Source organism: Ruania alba, assembly GCF_900105765.1.
Lineage (GTDB): Bacteria > Actinomycetota > Actinomycetes > Actinomycetales > Beutenbergiaceae > Ruania > Ruania alba.
Window position 1 is genome coordinate 19,012 of record NZ_FNTX01000001.1, and the last position, 18,545, is coordinate 37,556.

Genomic DNA, 18,545 nt, shown 5'->3' on the forward strand with positions numbered 1-18,545 from the left:
TTTCCTTTCGTGGTCATCACGAGCGCCGCAGGGCCAGCCCGTCGAGCGCCGCCAGCGTGACGTTCGCGCCGACAGGGGAGCCGTCATTGGTGTTCGGATCCTGCTCGGGGGTTCCTTGCAGCCGCCGGAACGCGTGGTCCGGAAAGAGCGCGGAGAGGTCGAAGGTGTGCGGTGCTCCGGAGGGATTGGCCAGGACGAGGCCGTGCTCGAATTCGCGAATCATCACATCGGGTCCGGCATGCAGCCTGAGGTTGTGCAGGGTGACCGATCCGGGACCCTCAGCGAGGAATCGGAGGTCGATCGAGCCAGCCGCGATGTTCTGGAAGTAGAGGGTCGCCTGGCGCGGGGTGCTGTCGATGTAGGTGAGGAGTACGTCGTCGGTGTCCAGGCTGCCGGCCGGGGTCACGGCGACTTTCAGCAGCCGCCCGATGTCAGGGGAGTAAGAGTCGAGGTTCTCGCCCGAGACCGTCATCGCGAGTACGAGGTCACCGCCAGGGACCTCGACCTCCGGGATCACGAAGGACGATCCGGGCAGGTAGGTGAAGAACTGCGCGTACTGCGCCGGAAACTCGGAGTCGCCGGCATCCGGCCCGAACGCGACGCGCATCGAGGCGCCACCGGCGCCGGTTCGCCGGTGCGCACTCGCCCCTGGGCCGTCAATGCGGCTGGTGAACCGGCCGGGCCACCCGACCCCGCCGCCCTGGAGTAGATCGGGGGAGCGTTCGGCGAGGTGCTGCGCCGGGCGCAACGGGTGGCCGAGCCAGTTCGGCTGCTTGTCCGTTCCAGCCCAGACCTCGTCGAGCACACCGGCCAGGGCGTCGGCAGGCTTGTCCGGCTCGGACTTCGGTGCGTAGTTGATGGCGATACCGACCATCTGGGCCGCGGCGAACTCGAGCCGGAGGTCGGCGTAGTCCCGCTCGTCGTTGCGGACGTGGTTGATGAAGCTCAGTGATGGCTCCCGGGAGCGCTGCTGCGCGAACTCCAGGCTGCCCAGGACGGTCGACCACCAGCGGTACTGCCAGCGACGGAACCCGGGGAAGCCCTCCTTCTCGATCCCGTTGATCATCGACAGTTCCGGGCGCTGGCCCAGATCGTGACGGCGTGGGGCGATGCGTGCGCCGTCAGTGAGGATGAGCTTGTCCGGGAGTTGTTCGCGCAGGCGACGGATCGCCTCGATCTGGCCGAGACCGTAGGCGTTCACGCCGTCGATGACGCCCTGGTCGATCTCGCCGTCGCCGTCGAGGTCGGCGAAGAGCCGGAACTTCTCGATGGTGAAGGTGAAGATGTCGAACTGGACGCCGTCGATGATCTCGAGCTCGCCACCTGGGCCTAGGCGGCGTGTCATGTCCTCGACGAAGCAATCGATGCCGTTGCGCCCGTGGGAGTCGCGCGGTGCATCGAGGTGGAAGTTGATCCACCAGATCAGACCGGCATCCTCGCTCCCCCAGGGGCCCGTGACGATGTGTGCGGCGAGGTACGACCCGGCCGGGAACGCGAGCGGCTCGGTGCCGTACCTGCCCCGCCGGACGGTGATCGTGCCTGCCGCGGCGTCGATGTCGACGAGACTGACCTGCTCGCTGTGGTGCCAGTCCGGGAGGCCGTCGTTGCCCATCAATGCGATACCGATGTCGTCGTGCACAGTGCCGATCCGGCCTACGTCCATCTGGAAGACCGAGGTGTCGGCGACGTGCAGGACGACCTCATCAGCGTCAGCGATGACGGCCCGGGTCAGCTGTGTGCCTGCGCGGTAGGTCCAGTGCCCGCCGAATGTGAACAGGCCGTACGGGTCGTAGTCGGGACGGCGGAGGCGCCCGTTGTAGTGCATGAGCACCAGCTGGTCGGGGTGGTCCCGTTTGAACCGGGTGAAGTACTCCACGTTCTGCTGCCCGGTGGTCGAGATCTTCTCCTCCGGCACGATCTTGCCGATGATGCCGTTGAGGGAGGAGAACTCCTCGGCCCACTGCTCGTACGGGGTGGTCGCGACTGTGAACTCGCTCTGCCGGTAGTGGAACGAGCGTGGAAAGCCCGCAGTGAAGATGGCGGGAAGGGTAACGCCGTTCCGCGTGGGCGCTGCCGATGCGGCCGGAGTGCCGGTGGCGAGTCCGGCGAGGGTGCCGGCAGCAGCACCGGCTGCGAGGAACTGTCGTCTGTTCAGGTCTGTGTGGACGCCATCGGTCATCTCGTGAGCCTCCTTGCTCTGACGGAACCCTGCGGTCGGCGCCAGTGAAGCACAGCCCAGCAGGTTGCGCAATGGTCTGTAACTAATTGGTCTCTGTCTGTCGCCAGGGGTTTACATAAAGGTCTAAAAGTAATAGAACGGTCCTACTCGCCGCCGCTCGTTGGCCAGCGGGAACCACGCCAGAGCTGTCGTCACAAGGAGTCCAGAGATGTCCGGAAACGTTGGAGGTAGGAGCCTCGATCGCCGTCACTTCCTCGGCGGCGGTCTGGCAGGCGCTGCCCTGCTTGGCGCGGCTGCGTGCCGCGGAGCCCCGAGCGGCAACGGCGGTGGTGGCAACGGCGGCGGTGGAGACGGCGGTGGCGAGGTCTCTCTCTCCGCCATGTGGTGGGGCGAGGCCTCCCGCAGCGAGATGTTCGCCGAAGCGGTGGAGTTGTTCGCCGGCCAGCACGAGGATGTGACGATCAACTCGGAGTACTCCGGGTTCGGTGGCTACTTCGACAAGCTCGCCACCCGTGTGGCGGGCGGGAACCAGCCGAGCATCTTCCAGCTGCACGCGGTCTCGATGGGGGACTACGTGAGCCGTGGTGTGGTGCGAGAGCTCGATGACCTCCTTGCTGACCCGCTCGGCCTGGACACGTTGCCTGACTACGTCAAGGACAGCTGCACCTTCGACGGGTCGTTCATGCTCGTTCCCCTCGGGCTCGCCACGGCTCCGGCCATGGTGGTGAACACCGCAGTCCTGGAGCGTCTCGGTGTGGATCTGCCACCGGCGGACTGGACCTTCGAGGACTTCGGTGCACTGGTGCGCGCTGTCAACGCCGCTGATTCGGAGATGTTCGGTAGCGTGGATGCCAGTGCGAAGTTCGTCGCCTTCGAACACTTCGTACGCAGCCGTGAGCAAGGGGCGAACCTGTTCACGCCGGACGGGGAGATCGCCTTCACGGTCGACGACGCCACGGAGTGGTTTGCGACGTGGGAAGAACTCCGTGCTGACGGTGCCGTGCCACCGATGGAGACCACCTCGGCCGCACAGGGCTTCGAGGCGGATCCGATGGTCACTGGTCTCGCGGCCATGACGATGGCGGCCTCCAGCAAGGGCATCGAGGGGCATCAGCGGCTGGTCGAGGACCAGCTGGCCCTGTTCCAGTTCCCCACCCGGAACGTGGAGGCCTCGCTTCTGGCACCGGTGGAATGGTTCGCGCTGTCTGCCGACCTCTCCGACGAGGAGGCACGGGTGGCGGCAGAGATGTGTCACTTCATCCTCACCGACACCGAAGCCATGTCGACCGTCGAACTGCACCACGGCGTCCCTCTCTTCGAGGAGGGGCGTGAGTTCCTCCGCGCGGAGATCGACACACCCGTGGTCCAGCAGATCTTCGACAACGTCGATGAGGTGGCAGCCACTGACCCTTGGGCCCGAGTGTCTTACCCGGCAGGGATGGGGAGCCAGATCGCCGACCTGATGCGGCGGACCGGCGAACAGATCGGATTCGGTGAGGTCAGCGTGGAGGACGGGTCGGCGCAGTTCGTCGAAGATGCCGAACAACTGGCTGCTGAGGCATAACCGGCCGATGACGAGTTCCGCAGCACTACACCGCCCACCCGCTCGACCCTCCAGGAGACGCCGTCGTCGTCATCGCGACAACGGCTGGGGATACCTTTTCCTCGCACCGTGGTTGGCAGGACTGTTCCTGCTCACGCTCGGCCCGATGCTGGCGTCGCTGTACCTGGCCTTCACTGACTTCGACCTGTTCACCACCCCGGAGTGGGTCGGGGCGAGCAACTTCATCACGATGTTCACAGACGACGAGAGCTTCCTCGCGTCGCTGCGGGTCACGGCCACCTACGTGGCGATCGGCGTTCCGCTGGAACTCCTGATGGCGCTCGGCGTCGCGCTCGCGCTCAACCGGGGGTTGCGTGGCCTGAGTCTGTACCGCTCGGTGTACTACCTCCCGTCGCTCCTCGGCGGCAGTGTGGCGATCGCCGTGCTGTGGCGGCAGGTGTTCGGCGGGGACGGGCTCGTGAACCAGTTCCTCGCGATGTTCGGTATCCACGGACCGAGCTGGATCTCGGACCCCGATTACGCGCTGCACACCCTGATCGTGCTGCACGTCTGGCAGTTCGGCGCGCCGATGGTGATCTTTCTGGCAGGTCTTCGGCAGATCCCGCAGGAACTCTACGACGCAGCTTCGGTGGACGGTGCGGGCCGCCTCGCGAAGTTTATCAAGGTCACCATTCCGATGCTCAGTCCGGTGATCTTCTTCAACCTGGTGCTGCGCCTGATCAACTCGTTCCAGGCGTTCACACCTGCCTACATCATCAGCGGCGGATCCGGCGGACCGGTCGACTCCACGCTCTTCTACACGCTTTACCTGTATAAGGAGGGGTTCGTGAACTTCCGGATGGGATATGCCTCGGCATTGGCATGGTTCCTCCTCGCAGTGATCGCCATCCTCACCGCGATCAACTTCCTGGCTTCGAAGTACTGGGTGCACTATGAGCGCTGAGGTGCGTGCGCCGTCCCGGGCGCAGACGATCGGGCGCCGCCGGCGGCGGCTGGCACACGTGCTGCTGATCCTCGGTGCGGTCGTGATGACCTACCCGCTGCTGTGGATGCTGGCCAGCTCCCTGAAGCCGGAGACTGAGATCTTCACCCAGCCGGACCTGTGGCCGAACGACTGGGACTTCGGCAACTATGCCGAGGGCTGGCGGGGGATCGGGGAGACATTCGGGCTGTTCCTGATCAACTCCACCTACATCTCGGCGTTCTCGATCATCGGCAACGTACTGTCCTGCTCGATGGCGGCATACGCCTTTGCTCGGCTGGACTTCCGGTTCAAGAAGATCTGGTTCGCTGCGATGCTGGCCACAGTGATGCTGCCGAATCACGTCACGTTGGTTCCGCAGTACACGATCTTCAATTCGCTGGGCTGGATCAACTCCTACCTGCCGCTGATCGTTCCGAACTTCCTCGGCACCGCGGCGTTCTTCATCTTCCTCATGGTGCAATTCATCCGCGGCCTGCCCGGTGACCTGGACGACGCTGCCCGGGTGGACGGCTGCGGCCCGTTCAAGACGTACCTGTACATCATCATGCCGCTGCTGACTCCGGCCCTGGTGACCACGACGATCTTCACCTTCATCTGGTCCTACAACGACTTCTTCAGCCAGTTGATCTACATCAGCGACACGAGCCTGTTCACCGTGCCTCTGGGTCTACGCCTCTTCCTCGATGCAGCAGGTGAATCCTCCTGGGGGCCAATGCTTGCGATGGGCGTGCTCGCCCTGGTGCCCGTGTTCGTGCTGTTCCTCGCCTTCCAGCGGTTGATCGTCGAAGGCATCGCCACCACGGGGCTGAAATGACCACGACGCACGCGCCTCACGGGTGGGTGCCGCACGGGAGCATCCGCCGTCTCTCGGTGCTCGCCCTCGGAGCCACCTGGCTGGTCTACCTCGCGCTGCTGTGGGTACTGGCGTGCATTCCGGTGGTGACGGCGCCCGCCGCCACAGTGGCGCTCGTGGAACGGGTCCGGGCGTGGGACACCGACGGCGATGTGCCGAGTTGTCGACGATTCCTCGCCTCGATGGGGCGCCACGGGGTAGCGCGCAGCGCCACAGTGGTGGGGGTTCTCGTGGTCTACGCCGTCCTGGCGGCCGACCTTCATGCCCTCGGGCTGATGGAGCAGGGCCGCCGCGCGGCCGTGCTGATCTGGTTCGCCGTCTCCATCACCGCCGCTTTGCTCACCGCGTTCGTGCTGCCCACGCTCGCCAACAGCGTGGTGGGCCTGGCGGCATTGAAGCGTTCCGCGTTGCTCGCGATCGCACGCGCACCCCTCGCGGCGGCGGTCGTGGCCGCGACCGGGGTGGCGGCCCTGATTGTTGTCAGTGTTCCGCTCTCGGCCCCCGCGGTGGCCGTCGCCCTCGCGTGGCTCGTGGGCCGGATCCATTCCCGCGCCGTCGATTCCGTGCGCGTCCAGTCAATTGCCGACAGGCGCACCGAGGGAGAGGGACACACATGAGGCCAGCACCGGACCGGCCACGGCGACCCAACGTCGTCATCATTCTCGCCGACGATCTCGGGTACTCCGACATCGGCAGCTACGGCGGTGAGATCAACACCCCGAACCTGGACGCTCTTGCCGCCCGTGGCGTGCGGATGTCGCAGTTCTACAACACTGCCCGGTGCGCACCATCGCGAGCCTCGCTGCTGACTGGGCTGCATCCGCACCAGACCGGGATCGGCGTACTGGTCAACGACGACGGCCCAGGCGGCTATCCGGGCAGATTGAATGACCGGTGCGTGACGATCGCGGAGGTGCTCGGCGGTGCCGGCTACTCGACCTACATGTGCGGGAAGTGGCACGTCACCGGCGAACGAGACCGGCCCGACGACTCCTGGCCGACCCGTCGCGGTTTCGATCACTTCTTCGGCACGATCGACGGTGCGGCGAACTACTGGAACCCGGTCACACTGACACGTGATGAGACACCCGTCGCGGAGCGTGAGCTCCCGGAGGACTTCTTCTACACCGACGCCATCAGTGATGCCGCCGCTGAGTTCATCACAGCGCACGACGGCGAGGATCCGTTCTTCATGTACGTCGCCTACACCGCCCCGCACTGGCCCCTGCATGCCCGGGAGGAGGACATCGAGGCCTACCGGGGACGCTACGACGGCGGGTGGGACGAACTACGTCGGCAGCGGCACGATCGGCTGAAGTCAGAAGGCATCGTGAAGGAGCACTGGCCGCTCTCGGAACGGGATCCTGACGTGCCGGCGTGGGACGAGGTCGACCAGAAGGAGTGGCAGGCCCGTCGGATGGAGGTGTACGCGGCGCAGGTGGAGGTGATGGACGCCGGCATCGGCCGCATCATCGCGACTCTCGAGGACCAGGAGGTGGGCGAGGACACGATCGTGTTGTTCCTCTCCGACAACGGCGGCTGTGCCGAGGGCATGCGGCCGGGTTACCTCGACGAAGCGCCCAGCCGGCTGGCGAGCATGCTGCCGTACACCCGCGACGGCGAGCGCGTCTTCCGCGGCAACGTTCCCGAGGTGATGCCCGGGCCGGAGTCGACCTATGCAAGCTACGGGCGCGGCTGGGCGAATCTGTCCAACACGCCGTTCCGGGAGTACAAGCACTGGGTGCACGAAGGCGGGATCGCCACCCCACTCATCGCCAGCTGGCCGGCGGGCCTCACCGCTCCGGGTGTGGTCCGCGAACGTCCGCACCAGCTGCCCGACATCATGGCCACGATCCTGGAGGTCACCGGTGCCACCTATCCGCGGGAGCGTGGCGGCCATCCGGTGCATGCGCTCGAGGGGATCAGCATGCTCGCGACCTGGCGGGGAGAGGCAGATGGTCCAGAACGCCCGTTGTTCTGGGAGCACGAGGGGAATGCGGCCCTGCGCCATGGCCGGTGGAAGCTTGTACGCAAGTATCCCGGGCTCTGGGAGCTGTACGACATAGAGACTGATCGCACCGAGCGGCACGACCTGGCGTCGGTGCGGCCGGACATGGTCGATCGTCTGGCCGATGCCTACCAGGAATGGGCCGACCGGTGCGGGGTGATCCCTCGAGACCGGATCCTTGCACTCGCCGAGAGGTGAGTGACGCCCTGGATCACAGATCGATGTAATCGACCGGGTCGCGGTAGAAGTCGTCCAGGAGCACGGCGGCCGGGGACACGGTGAACTCTTGGTTCCCGAACGAGGGCGCACGCACCAGCGTCTGGACGTCACGCGTCACCCGGGAGTCGAGCGCTTCCTCCACCCCGGCCCAGATGTCGGTCAGGTACGTCGGTGTGTCCAGGGTGCCGCCGACGACCAGGATCTCGGGGTCGAAGAGCTCGATCAGGCGAGCGGCGGCGCGGCCGACGCGATGGGCCCGCTGGTGCAGCAGGGCAGCGGCGGCCGCGTTGCCGTCGTCGGCCGCCTCGAGCAGGTGGTCCATCGGATCGGTGTCATGGGGTGCCAGGAGGCCCGCCTCGGTGGCGTCGGCCACCACCGCCATCTGGCTCGTGGCAGCGTTCAGGCAGTCCATCCGTCCACACCGGCACCGGTGTGCTGTCTCCTCACCGACACTGAGGTGGTCCACCACCCCGGCAGCATGGTGGGCCCCTTGCACAATCCGACCGTGGGAGAGCGCCGCCATCGCGACGACGTTGCCGACGAACAGGTAGACGAGGTTCTCCACGTGCGGGCTGTTGCCGAACAGCCGCTCTGCCAGCACGCCGGCGAACTCGTTGGCGGCCACCCGGGTCGGCAGCCCGGTCGCATGCTCGAGCTCGCCGGTGACGGGCACGTCGCGCCAGTCCATGGTCGGGTGCTCGATGATCCGTCCGCTCTGATGGTTCACCCAACCGCCGGTGGAGACGCCGATCCCAATCACCGTCTGGGGGATCCGCGCGATGAGGGCCCGCACGGCGGCGATGATCTGTGGCAGCTCGCGTTCGGCGCTGCTGTCCCGGTGCGGGGAGTGCTCGGTATGGCTGACCCGCCCGAGCAGGTCCACGACGCCCAGCCGCGTCGAGAGCGCGCCGATATGCACCGCGATCACCACATAGTCCCCACTGATCCGGACCGGCACGAGCGGGCGCCCGGGCGAACCGCTGGGGACGGCCGCATCCTCGACCAGCACGCCCTTCTGCAGCAGCGTGCCGGTGAGACGGGTGACGGTGGCCGTCGTCAGACCGGTGCGGGTGGCGAGCTGGGACCGCGCCAGCCCGGCGCCGTACCTCAACTCCGCGAGCACCGCAGCGAGGTTGGCCCGGCGCAGGACGGCGGTCGTGGCGTAGCCGCTCGTCGCCTCCTGGTCGGGGCCGGAGGGCCGGCCGGCACGGAATTGGTTCACATACGACAATTTATCAGCGCGCCGCACTGTGACCGGAGGCTACTCCTGTCCGGCCTCGCGCTGGGCGGTCGCCTCGTCCAACCCAGGCTCCTCCTCGTCCGGCCGCCCGCGCAGCACCAGCCACGTCGCCACCGCCAACCCGAGCCCGCCGACCACCGCCACCGCGGCACCGGTCCCAGAGGGAAGCAGGTCGGCGAGCAATCGACGGCTGGGGGAGTCCGGGTTCACCAGCACCACGGTGGAGAAGGCCAGCACCAGCACGGCGGCGATCCCGCGCGGCAGCACCGGGCGCACCCGTTCCACCCGGTTCACCAGCACCTGGCCGGAGCGCAGGATCCGGCGCACGCCGAGCACCCGCAGCGCCGCGACCACCCGCACCAGCCGCAGGATCTGCACCGGGCCCAGCGCCAGCACCACGCCGATGACGATGAGCACGGTGAGCAGCACCAGCCACCACTGCCGTCGCAGCCAGGCCCGCTTGTCCGCCGAGACCACGAACAGCACCACCGTCTCGGCAGTGAGCACCGCACCGGAGACGATATTGACCACCAGACCCACCGTCGTCCACGGCTCCGGCAGCAGGGTGAGGAACAGGGCAGGTACCGCCGCCAGCGCAGCCACCAGCACCGGCAGCCCGAACCTGCGGGCCCACTTCTCCTGCGTTGTCTCCTCGGGTGCCGTGTCCGTCACGGCATCCGCACCGCCGCGCCCCGGTCCTCGACCGGAAGCTGCCCGTCCACGGTGGCCGTCACGGCCTGCTTCCCCATCCGGATCCCGGCACCGTAGGCGGACAGGAACGCGGTATCCGCCGCGTCCCTCCCGGTGGCCACCCGCAGCAGCGCCCGGCGCGGCGCCAGCCGGGTGGCGTCCACCACGTGCCAGTGCCCGTCCACCCACGCCTCGGCCACAGCGTGAAAGTCCATCGGGCGCAGCCCCGGCGCATACACCGCAGCCAGCCGCGCCGGCACGTCCATCGACCGCAGCACTGCAACCACCAGGTGGGCGTAGTCCCGGCACACTCCCTGCCCCTGCAGGAACGTCGAGACCGCGCCGTCGGTCACCCGGCTGGACCCGGGCACGTAGAACAGGCGCTCGCCCACCCAGTCGGCCACCGCGTGCACCAGCTCCAGGCCGCTCGTCCCCGCGAACTCCCGCCGCGCCGTGGGCAACAGCTGGTCGGACTCGGCGTACCGGCTCGGGCGCAGGTAGGTCAGCAGGTCGGTGGCACCCGGCTCAGGCGACTGCTCGGCGGCATCGGCGGGATCGCCGTCCACCTGGGCGCGATACCGCACGGTCACGGCTCCAGCAGCACCGTCGGCACGGGTCAGGTCCACCAGGTGCAGCACACCGCAGTGCGGGGTGCCCACGTCCACCACGTCCACGGGCGCACCGTCCATGTGCACGGCGAGTTCGTCGTCGATCGCCAGCCCGGGCACGTGCGCCACGGCGATCATCAGCGCCAGCTGGGTGGAGCCGACCCCAGCGGTGAGGTTCAGCTCAGTGGTGACGGTGCGGCGCACGCGCAACTCCTTGTCGACGGACGACGCGATGTTACCGGTCCAGCCGGCCCAGCACATGATCGGTGTACTCATTGCCGAACAACCACGGCCCGACGGCGGCCCGCACCCTTTGCACGTCTGCCCACCTCGGATAGGTGGTCGCCAGGTCTGAGGCCCGACGGCGGTGCAGCTTCCCCCAGTGCGGGCGCCCGTCGTAGCCGCGCATGATGGCCTCCACTGCGCGGAAGTACCGGGCGTGGGGGAGGCGGTGGTATTGGTGCACTGCCACGTAGGCGGTCGGGCGACCGTACGCCGTCGAGAGCCACACCTGGTCGGCGGCGGCAAACCGCACCTCGATCGGGAAGGGGACGTTCTCCCCGCTACGGTGCAGCCACTGCTGGATCTCCCGCAGCGCCGGCACCACCGCCTCGGCGGGAATCGCATACTCCATCTCCGTGAACCGCACCCGGCGCGGGGAGACGAAGACCTCGTGCGAGGTGGCCGTGTAGCGACGTGTCGAGAGCGCACGGGAGGCGAGCCGGTTCAGGTGCGGGGTCAGGGACGGCGCCGCGGTCGCGATCCGGTTCGTCACCTCGAACAGGCCGTTGCTGATCACCTCGTCCTCGAGGAACCGGCGGGCGGGAGGCAGCGGCGGAGCCGAGGAGCCGCGGGTGTTCGTCTTCGTCAGCGCCAGCTCGGTGTGCGGGAACCAGTAGAACTCGAAGTGGTCGGCGGCAACCAGATCGTCCAGCGACTCCAGCACGTGGTCCAGGCGCTTCGGCGTCTCGGTCGCGGTGAGCGTGAAGGCAGGCACGCAACGCAGCGTGACCGCGGTGAGCACCCCGGCTGTACCCAGCCCGAGGCGAGCCAGCTCGAAGAGGGAGGCTCCGCCGTCGGGAGACTCCGGCCCGACCTCGCGAACCTGACCATCGGCGGTGACCACCCGCAGCCCACGCACCTGCGTGGCCAACCCGCCCAGACGGGCCCCGGTGCCGTGGGTGCCGGTGGAGATCGCGCCCGCCAGGGACTGGGCGTCGATATCACCCATGTTCTCCATCGCCAGCCCGCGCTGGGCGAGCTCGCGGCACAGGGCGCGCAGCCGGATCCCGGCGCCCACCTGCACCAGCCGGGACCCGTCCGGTGCCGGGGTGCCGGTATGTTCGACGGCGTCCAGGTGGTCCAGGTGCAGCAAGATGCCGTCAGTGGCCGCGGCCGGGGTGAAGGAGTGCCCGGCCCCGACCACTCGGATGCGGGATCCGGTCTCGGCAGCGTGCCGGACGGCGTCGGCGACTTCGCCCTCGTCCCGTGGCGCGAGCACCCGCACCGGGTGCGCGGTGACCGTGCCGGACCAGTTCCGCCAGGTGTGCGCCGTCATCGGGCCATTGTGCCCGGCAGAGGCCCAGACGACGAAGGTGGCCTGAATGTCGCCGGATCGGCCGATCGCGACATCCAGGCCCCCCTCGTGGACGTTCTACGGGGTGCCGACCATCCCCGCGGCGAGGGTGTTCCCGTCGTGGGCGTCGATCAGCAGGAACGCACCGGTGCGGCGGGAGCGCTTGTAGTCCTCCGCCACGACGGCGTCCGCCAGCTTGATCCGCAGCGTGCCGATGTCGTTCAGCTCCAGCTGCTCGGCCGGCTCCGGGGCGGCGCTGAGCAGGTCGAGCCGCCCGGTCACCTCGGAGACGATCGCGCGCACGGTGCGGGTGGTCTGCTTGAGCAGCACCCGGGCGCCGGGGCGCAACGGCTGATCGCTGAGCCAGCTCACCGTGCCGGTGATCTCCTTGGTGCCCGACGGCGCCCCCTCAGCGGCCGCGATCAGATCACCGCGCGCGATGTCGATCTCGTCGCTCAACCGCAGACTCACCGACTGTGGCGCGAACGCCTCCGCCAGCTCGCCGTCCGGGGTGTCGATCCCCTCCACCTGGGTGTACTTGCCACTGGGCAGCACCACCACGGTGTCGCCCACCCGCACCACACCAGCGGCAATCTGGCCGGCGTACCCGCGGTACTCCCGGTACTCCTCCGAGACGGCGGCTGCCTGGGGGCGCAGCACCGACTGCACCGGCAGCCGGAACGGTTCGCCACCGGGGCTGTCGGCCACCGGGAGCGCCTCCAGCAGCTCCAGGAGGCTCGGGCCCTCGTACCAGGGCATCGAGTCGGTCGCCGGGGTCACCACGTTGTCGCCCACCAGCGCCGAGACCGGGATCGGGTGCACGTGCGGCACCCCGAGCGCGGTGGCGGCGTCGCGAATCTCCTCGGCGAGCTCGGTGAACCGCTCACGTGAGTAGTCCACCAGGTCGATCTTGTTCACGGCCACCACCACGTGCGGCACCCGGAGCAGGCCCACGACGGCGAGGTGGCGCCTGGTCTGCTCGAGCACCCCCTTGCGGGCGTCGATCAGCAGCACCACGGCATCCGCTGTGGAGGCACCGGTCACCGTGTTCCGGGTGTACTGCACGTGCCCGGGGCAATCGGCCAGGATGAAGGAACGCGTGGCAGTGGCGAAGTACCGGTAGGCCACGTCGATCGTGATGCCCTGCTCGCGCTCGGCACGCAGCCCGTCGGTCAGCAGGGCCAGGTCGGCGGTGTCCTGACCACGGTCGGTGGACACCCGCTCGATCGACTCCCACTGGTCGGCCAGCACCGACTTGGAGTCGTACAGCAGCCGGCCCACCAGGGTCGACTTGCCGTCGTCCACCGAACCGGCGGTGGCCAGGCGCAGCAGCGTCCCGGCCGCCGTGGGGTCCACCGCGTCCGGGTCGACGGCGGTCGGGTCCGTGGCCAGGTCGTGCTCGCTGGTCGTGGCTTGCTCGGTCACAGTGCTCCAGGTGAGAGTGCCGGGGGAGGAGGTGTCGCCTGTCGTGGTGTCGGTGGTGGCGCCCATCAGAAGTACCCCTCCTTCTTGCGGTCCTCCATGGCTGCTTCGGACATCCGGTCGTCGGCGCGGGTGGCGCCTCGTTCGGTGATCCGTGTCGCAGCCACCTCGGCCACCACGTCCTCCGGAGTCGCCGCCTCGGAGAGCACCGCACCGGTGCAGCTCATGTCACCGACCGTGCGGTAGCGCACCCGTTCGGTGCGCACGCTGGCACGCTCGGCCTCGGTCTTCGGCTGGGCGTGCTCCCCGACGGCGAGCAGCATCCCGTCGCGGTCGAAAACCTCCCGCTCGTGGGCGTAGTAGAGGGCGGGCAGCTCGATGCCCTCTGCCGCGATGTAGGCCCACACGTCCAGCTCGGTCCAGTTCGACAGCGGGAAGGCGCGCACGTGCTCACCGGGCCGGTGCTTGCCGTTGTAGAGGTTCCACAGCTCGGGCCGCTGGTTGCGCGGGTCCCACTGGCCGAACTCGTCGCGCAGGGAGATCACGCGCTCCTTGGCCCGGGCCTTCTCCTCATCCCGCCGGCCACCGCCGAACACGGCGTCGAACTTGTTCCCGGTGATGGCGTCCAGCAGCGGCTGGGTCTGCAGCGGGTTGCGCGTGCCGTCGGAGCGCTCCCGCAACCGGCCGTCGTCGATGTAGTCCTGCACCTTCGCCACGTTCAGCTTGACGTCGAGACGCGCAGCGGTGGAGTCGCGGTACTCGAGCACCTCGGGGAAGTTGTGCCCGGTGTCCACGTGCAGCACACCGAAAGGCACCTTGCCGGGCCAGAACGCCTTCGCCGCCAGGTGCAGCATCACCACCGAGTCCTTGCCGCCGGAGAACAGCAGCACCGGTCGCTCGAACTCGGCCACCACCTCACGGATCAGGTGGATGCTCTCGGTCTCCAGGGCCTCGGCCCGGGGCAGGCGGAATTGTCCGCGGTCCGAGGCGCTCGCGGTGGTCACGCCATCCGTGGTGCCGGTCGTCGATCGGTGGCCCGTCGTGTGCTCCACCAGTGTGGTCAGGTCAGTGTTCATGTGTGCAGCCCGCATTCGGTCTTGTCCAGGCCGGCCCACCGGCCGGATCGTGGGTCGGCGCCGGGTGCGACACGCGCCGTGCACGGTGCGCACCCGATCGAGGGATAGCCGTCGTTCAGCAGGGGATTGAGGATGACCCCGTGTGCGTCGGCGTAGTTCTGCAGGTCCTCGGTGGACCAGGACGCCACCGGGTTGATCTTCACCAGTCCGTTCTTCTCGTCCCAGGTCACCAGGGGAGTGTTCGCGCGGGTCGGCGCTTCCTCCCGGCGCACGCCAGTCACCCAGGCCTCGTACCCGGCGAGCGTGCGCTGCAGCGGCTCCACCTTGCGCATCGCGCAGCACGCGGCCGGGTCCCGGGCGAACAAGTCCTTGCCGTACTCGGCATCCTGCTCCGCCACGGTCAGCTTCGGCAGCACGTCCACCACGGTCACGTCCATCTCGTGCGCGACTCGTTCGCGAGTGCCGACAGTCTCGGCGAAGTGATATCCGGTCTCGAGGAAGAGCACATCCACCCACGGCGCCGCCTGGGACACCAGGTGCGGCAGCGCCGCATCCGCCATCGAGCACGCCACCGCCAGCGAGGTGCCGAACTCCTCCGCGGCCCACGCGGCCACCTCGGCGGGGCTCGCCTCGTCGTCGGCGCCGATCCCGGAACCATGAAGCAGCTGCTGGCCGCGCGCCACGATCTCCTTCAGCTCCGCCTCGGACCGCTTCGGCGGCGCGGCGGCACGGCGCTCGGCGTGCGCAGCACGGGCAGCCTCCCGGGCTGCCTGACGTTCCTGTGCGATGCGCCGGGCCGTCGCCAGCGGGCTGGCGTCGACCTCCGTGTGTGCACTGGTACTCACTTCAGGACCTCCTCGTCCGCACGGCGAGCCCAGGAGGCGAACGACTCACGTTCGGCCTCGGCACCTGGCTCGGTCTCGGACAGGTATCGCCGGGTCACCCGCTCGACGTAGTCTGGCAGATCGTCGCTGGTGACCTTCAGACCTCGCACGGTGCGTCCCAGACCGGCCTCTTCCCGGTCCTCGGACGCCAGCCCCCCGCCCAGGTGCACCTGGAAACCCGGGACCTGCTCGCCGTCGTCGTTCATCACCAGCTGGCCCTTGAGGCCGATATCGGCGGTCTGGATCCGGGCGCAGGAGTTCGGGCACCCGTTCAGGTGCAGGGTGAGCGGACGCAGGTCCGGCACGTCGGCGAGGCGCTCCTCCAACTCGTCGATCGCCCGGGCCGCGGTGGCCTTGGTCTCGACGATCGCGAGCTTGCAGTACTCGATGCCGGTGCAGGCGATGGTGCTGCGGCGGAACGGGCTCGGCTTCGGGTCCAGCCCGAGGTCCCGCAGCCCCCGCGTCACCGGCTCCAGGGACTCCTCGGGGATGTCCAGCACAAGCAGCTTCTGGTGCGGGGTGAGGCGCACCCGCTGCGAGCCCACCGACTCGGCCAGATCCGCAACTGCCGCGAGTGTCTCGCCGTTGACCCGGCCCACGTACGGGGCCGCACCCACGTAGTAGCGGCCGTCCTTCTGCGCGTGCACCCCCACGTGGTCGCCGGGCATCCGCGGCTGCGGGGCCGGTGGCCCGTCGGGGAGGTCGTACCCGAGGTACTCGTCCTGCAGTACCTGGCGGAACTTCTCCGGCCCCCAGTCGGCGAGCAGGAACTTCAGGCGGGCCTTGTTGCGCAGCCGGCGGTAGCCGTAGTCGCGGAAGATCGACGCCACGCCGTGCCACACGTCGGGGGCCTGCTCGGCCGTGGCGAACACTCCGAGCCGCTCACCCAGTCGAGGGTTCGCGGACAACCCACCACCGACCCACACATCGAATCCAGCGCCCAGCTCGGGATGCTCGAGCCCGACGAAGGCGACGTCGTTGATCTCGTGCACCACGTCCTGGCTCGGATGACCGGTCAGGGCCGTCTTGAACTTGCGTGGCAGGTTCGCCAGCTCGGGCACGCCGAGGTAGCGCCGGTTGATCTCCTCGATCACCGGGCTGGGGTCGAGGATCTCGTCCGCGGCGATTCCGGCCACCGGGCTGCCGAGCACCACCCGCGGCACATCACCACATGCCTCCGTGGTGCCCAGGCCGACGGCCTCGAGGCGGCGCCAGATCTCGGGCACGTCCTCCACCTGCACCCAGTGCAGCTGGATGTTCTGCCGGTCGGTGATGTCGGCGGAGTCACGCGCGAACTCGGTGGAGATCGTCGCGATCACGCGCAACTGTTCGGTGGTGAGCGCGCCGCCGTCGATGCGCACGCGGAGCATGAAGAACTTGTCCTCGAGCTCGTGCGGTTCGAGGGTGGCGGTCCGGCCGCCGTCGATACCGGGCTTGCGCTGGGTGTACAGACCCCACCAGCGGAACCGGCCGTGCAGGTCATCACCGGGGATCGAGTCGAACCCCTCCTTGCTGTAGACCTGCTCGATGCGCTCGCGCACGTTCAGGCCGTTGTCCTCCTGCTTGAAGGCCTCGTTGTGATTCAGCGGCTCCTTGCCGTCCACGAGCCACTGGCCGTTGGGGCGCTTCGGGCGGGCAGGACGGGGTGCAGCGGCGGGCCGTTCGGTGGTGGCGGTCTGGCCGGTCATGGTGCTCCTCGACGGGGCCTGGATGGCGGGCTGGGCAGGTGCTGCCGCGCGATGAGTGCTCGCTCGGCGATGGGGCTGGCTGGGGTGATTCAGCAGCAGCGACAGCAACAGCCGGGCATTCGGCCCGGGCCACCGACGTCGGTGGGCTGCGGGTGCACGAGGCGGGCGAACATGATGGCGACGGTAGCCCGCCGGCTCAGCCCGATGGGGAACACCCCTGCAGAGTCCGCATCGTGGACCCACGGGTGTCGGACCTGGGTGAGAATGAGTAGATGAGTCGTATCGGCAGGGTGGGGGCCACAGACGCGGGAGGCCGGCCGCGGTCCGGTGTGGGCAGGGCGCCACGGCCGGCGCCGTGGCGGGACGCGACCCGCTCGTTGTCCGCGCCGATCGCGGTGGTCGACCTCGACGCCTTCGATGCGAACGCCGCCGATCTGCTCGCGCGGGCCGGTGGGGTGCCGCTGCGGGTCGCATCGAAGTCGGTGCGGGTCCGTCACCTCGTCCGCCGCGCGCTCGATCGGGGGTTCGCCTCCGTGATGGCGTACTCCCTCGCGGAGGCGCTGTGGCTCGCCGAGGACGGCGTGCGCGACATCCTGGTCGGCTATCCCAGCGTGGACACCGCCGCGCTGGTCCGGCTCGCCCAGGACCCGGTTGCCCGTGAGGCGATCACCGTGATGGTCGACGACGTCTCCCAGGTGGCGCTGCTCGAGCGTGCATTCATGCGGGCCGAAGGCGGTGAGAGTGCCGCTGTGAGCGGGGCGCCGATCAACGTGTGCCTGGATGTGGATGCCTCGCTGCGGCTCGGCCTCGGACCGCTCTCGGCCCACCTGGGCGTGCGTCGCTCACCCTTGCGCACCCCCGAGGACGTGGTGCGACTGGCGCGGGCCACTGAACGCACCGGACGGTTGCGGGTCCGTGGCGTGATGTTCTACGAGGCGCAGGTGGCCGGTGTGCCGGACGGTTCCGGGTGGCGCAACCCGGGGGTGCAGGTGATGAAAGGGCTCTCGTTGCGCGATCTGGCCCGGCGTCGACCGGCCGTGGTGGCTGCGCTGGAGGATCACCTCGGCCGGGACGTGCTCGTGAACGGAGGCGGTACCGGCTCGTTGCAGCAGACGGCGACCGACCCCACGGTCACCGAGCTCACCGCCGGGTCAGGGCTGCTGTGCCCGACGTTGTTCGACTCCTACGATGCCTTCGACTCCCGCCCGGCCGCGTTCTTCGGGCTGGACGTGGTGCGCCGCCCCGCCGCCCGCATCGCCACAGCCTTCGGTGGTGGCTACGTCGCGTCCGGGCCCGCCCACGCGAGCAGGTTGCCCCGACCGGTCGACGGTGCGCGGCTGCTGGGTTCCGAGGGTGCCGGTGAGGTGCAGACACCGTTGCGTTACCGGCCACGGAGGTCGGTGCCCGCGGTGGGCGCGCGGGTGTGGTTGCGCCATGCCAAGGCCGGCGAGCTGATGGAGCGCTTCGACCAGGTACGACTGGTGCGCGGTGCGGCGGTGGTCGACGCGGTGCCGACGTATCGTGGTGAGGGCCAGAACTTCGGCTGACTACGG

General features: G+C 68.8%; 15 protein-coding genes. 6 read left to right on the forward strand and 9 right to left on the reverse strand.

Translation table 11 applies throughout. The annotated features are described in order from the left end of the window. Nucleotides 1-16 precede the first annotated feature (16 nt). Nucleotides 17-2,179, reverse strand: coding sequence for a hypothetical protein (locus BLU77_RS00090; RefSeq protein WP_089771138.1), 2,163 nt, complete (start codon nt 2,177-2,179; stop codon nt 17-19). 208 nt (nt 2,180-2,387) lie between these two features. Here BLU77_RS00090 and BLU77_RS00095 point away from each other — a divergent pair, with 208 nt between their 5' ends. From BLU77_RS00095 to BLU77_RS00115, 5 genes are read left to right on the forward strand one after another with little or no spacing between them, the layout of a single operon-like run. Next, the gene (locus BLU77_RS00095) at nt 2,388-3,743 is read left to right on the forward strand and encodes an ABC transporter substrate-binding protein (RefSeq protein WP_089771139.1); all 1,356 of its coding nucleotides are present in this window, start codon (nt 2,388-2,390) and stop codon (nt 3,741-3,743) included. Nucleotides 3,744-3,750: 7 nt separating this feature from the next. Further along, nucleotides 3,751-4,686, forward strand: coding sequence for a carbohydrate ABC transporter permease (locus tag BLU77_RS00100; RefSeq protein WP_089771140.1), 936 nt, complete (start codon nt 3,751-3,753; stop codon nt 4,684-4,686). Then, entirely contained in the window at nt 4,676-5,542 is an 867-nt protein-coding gene (locus tag BLU77_RS00105) for a carbohydrate ABC transporter permease (RefSeq protein ID WP_089771141.1), read from the forward strand. The genes BLU77_RS00100 and BLU77_RS00105 overlap by 11 nt, the downstream gene beginning before the upstream one ends. Next, nucleotides 5,539-6,198, forward strand: coding sequence for a DUF624 domain-containing protein (locus tag BLU77_RS00110; protein WP_089771142.1), 660 nt, complete (start codon nt 5,539-5,541; stop codon nt 6,196-6,198). Before BLU77_RS00105 ends, BLU77_RS00110 begins: the two co-directional genes overlap by 4 nt. Further along, on the forward strand, nt 6,195-7,787 hold the full coding sequence (locus tag BLU77_RS00115; RefSeq protein WP_089771143.1) for an arylsulfatase: 1,593 nt from the start codon (nt 6,195-6,197) through the stop codon (nt 7,785-7,787). Before BLU77_RS00110 ends, BLU77_RS00115 begins: the two co-directional genes overlap by 4 nt. A gap of 13 nt (nt 7,788-7,800) precedes the next feature. On the opposite strand, the gene BLU77_RS00120 is transcribed toward BLU77_RS00115, so the two are convergent. The 8 genes from BLU77_RS00120 to BLU77_RS00155 all read right to left on the reverse strand — a co-directional run bounded on the left by BLU77_RS00120 (nt 7,801) and on the right by BLU77_RS00155 (nt 16,992). Continuing rightward, nucleotides 7,801-9,030 (reverse strand): ROK family protein, encoded by a 1,230-nt coding sequence (locus BLU77_RS00120; RefSeq protein WP_175476875.1) that lies wholly within the window; start codon nt 9,028-9,030, stop codon nt 7,801-7,803. 39 nt (nt 9,031-9,069) lie between these two features. Continuing rightward, nucleotides 9,070-9,720, reverse strand: a complete 651-nt coding sequence (locus tag BLU77_RS00125) for an ion transporter (RefSeq protein ID WP_089771145.1) — start codon at nt 9,718-9,720, stop codon at nt 9,070-9,072. Then, entirely contained in the window at nt 9,717-10,550 is an 834-nt protein-coding gene (locus tag BLU77_RS00130; protein ID WP_089772866.1) for a transglutaminase-like domain-containing protein, read from the reverse strand. The genes BLU77_RS00125 and BLU77_RS00130 overlap by 4 nt, the downstream gene beginning before the upstream one ends. A 31-nt stretch (nt 10,551-10,581) precedes the next feature. Then, nucleotides 10,582-11,904, reverse strand: coding sequence for a D-arabinono-1,4-lactone oxidase (locus tag BLU77_RS00135; protein WP_089771146.1), 1,323 nt, complete (start codon nt 11,902-11,904; stop codon nt 10,582-10,584). 96 nt (nt 11,905-12,000) lie between these two features. Further along, complete coding sequence (locus BLU77_RS00140; protein WP_089771147.1) at nt 12,001-13,413, reverse strand: sulfate adenylyltransferase subunit 1; 1,413 nt, start codon at nt 13,411-13,413, stop codon at nt 12,001-12,003. Beyond that, a complete protein-coding gene (gene cysD, locus BLU77_RS00145) occupies nt 13,413-14,420 on the reverse strand; it encodes a sulfate adenylyltransferase subunit CysD (protein WP_089772867.1) in 1,008 nt (335 codons plus the stop codon). The genes BLU77_RS00140 and cysD overlap by 1 nt, the downstream gene beginning before the upstream one ends. Beyond that, nucleotides 14,417-15,265 (reverse strand): phosphoadenylyl-sulfate reductase, encoded by an 849-nt coding sequence (locus BLU77_RS00150; protein ID WP_425441201.1) that lies wholly within the window; start codon nt 15,263-15,265, stop codon nt 14,417-14,419. The genes cysD and BLU77_RS00150 overlap by 4 nt, the downstream gene beginning before the upstream one ends. Then, on the reverse strand, nt 15,262-16,992 hold the full coding sequence (locus BLU77_RS00155; RefSeq protein ID WP_089771148.1) for a nitrite/sulfite reductase: 1,731 nt from the start codon (nt 16,990-16,992) through the stop codon (nt 15,262-15,264). Before BLU77_RS00155 ends, BLU77_RS00150 begins: the two co-directional genes overlap by 4 nt. Nucleotides 16,993-17,264: 272 nt before the next feature. Between BLU77_RS00155 and BLU77_RS00160 the strand changes: the two genes are divergently transcribed. Further along, complete coding sequence (locus BLU77_RS00160; protein WP_089771149.1) at nt 17,265-18,539, forward strand: alanine racemase; 1,275 nt, start codon at nt 17,265-17,267, stop codon at nt 18,537-18,539. The last annotated feature ends 6 nt before the right edge of the window (nt 18,540-18,545 follow it).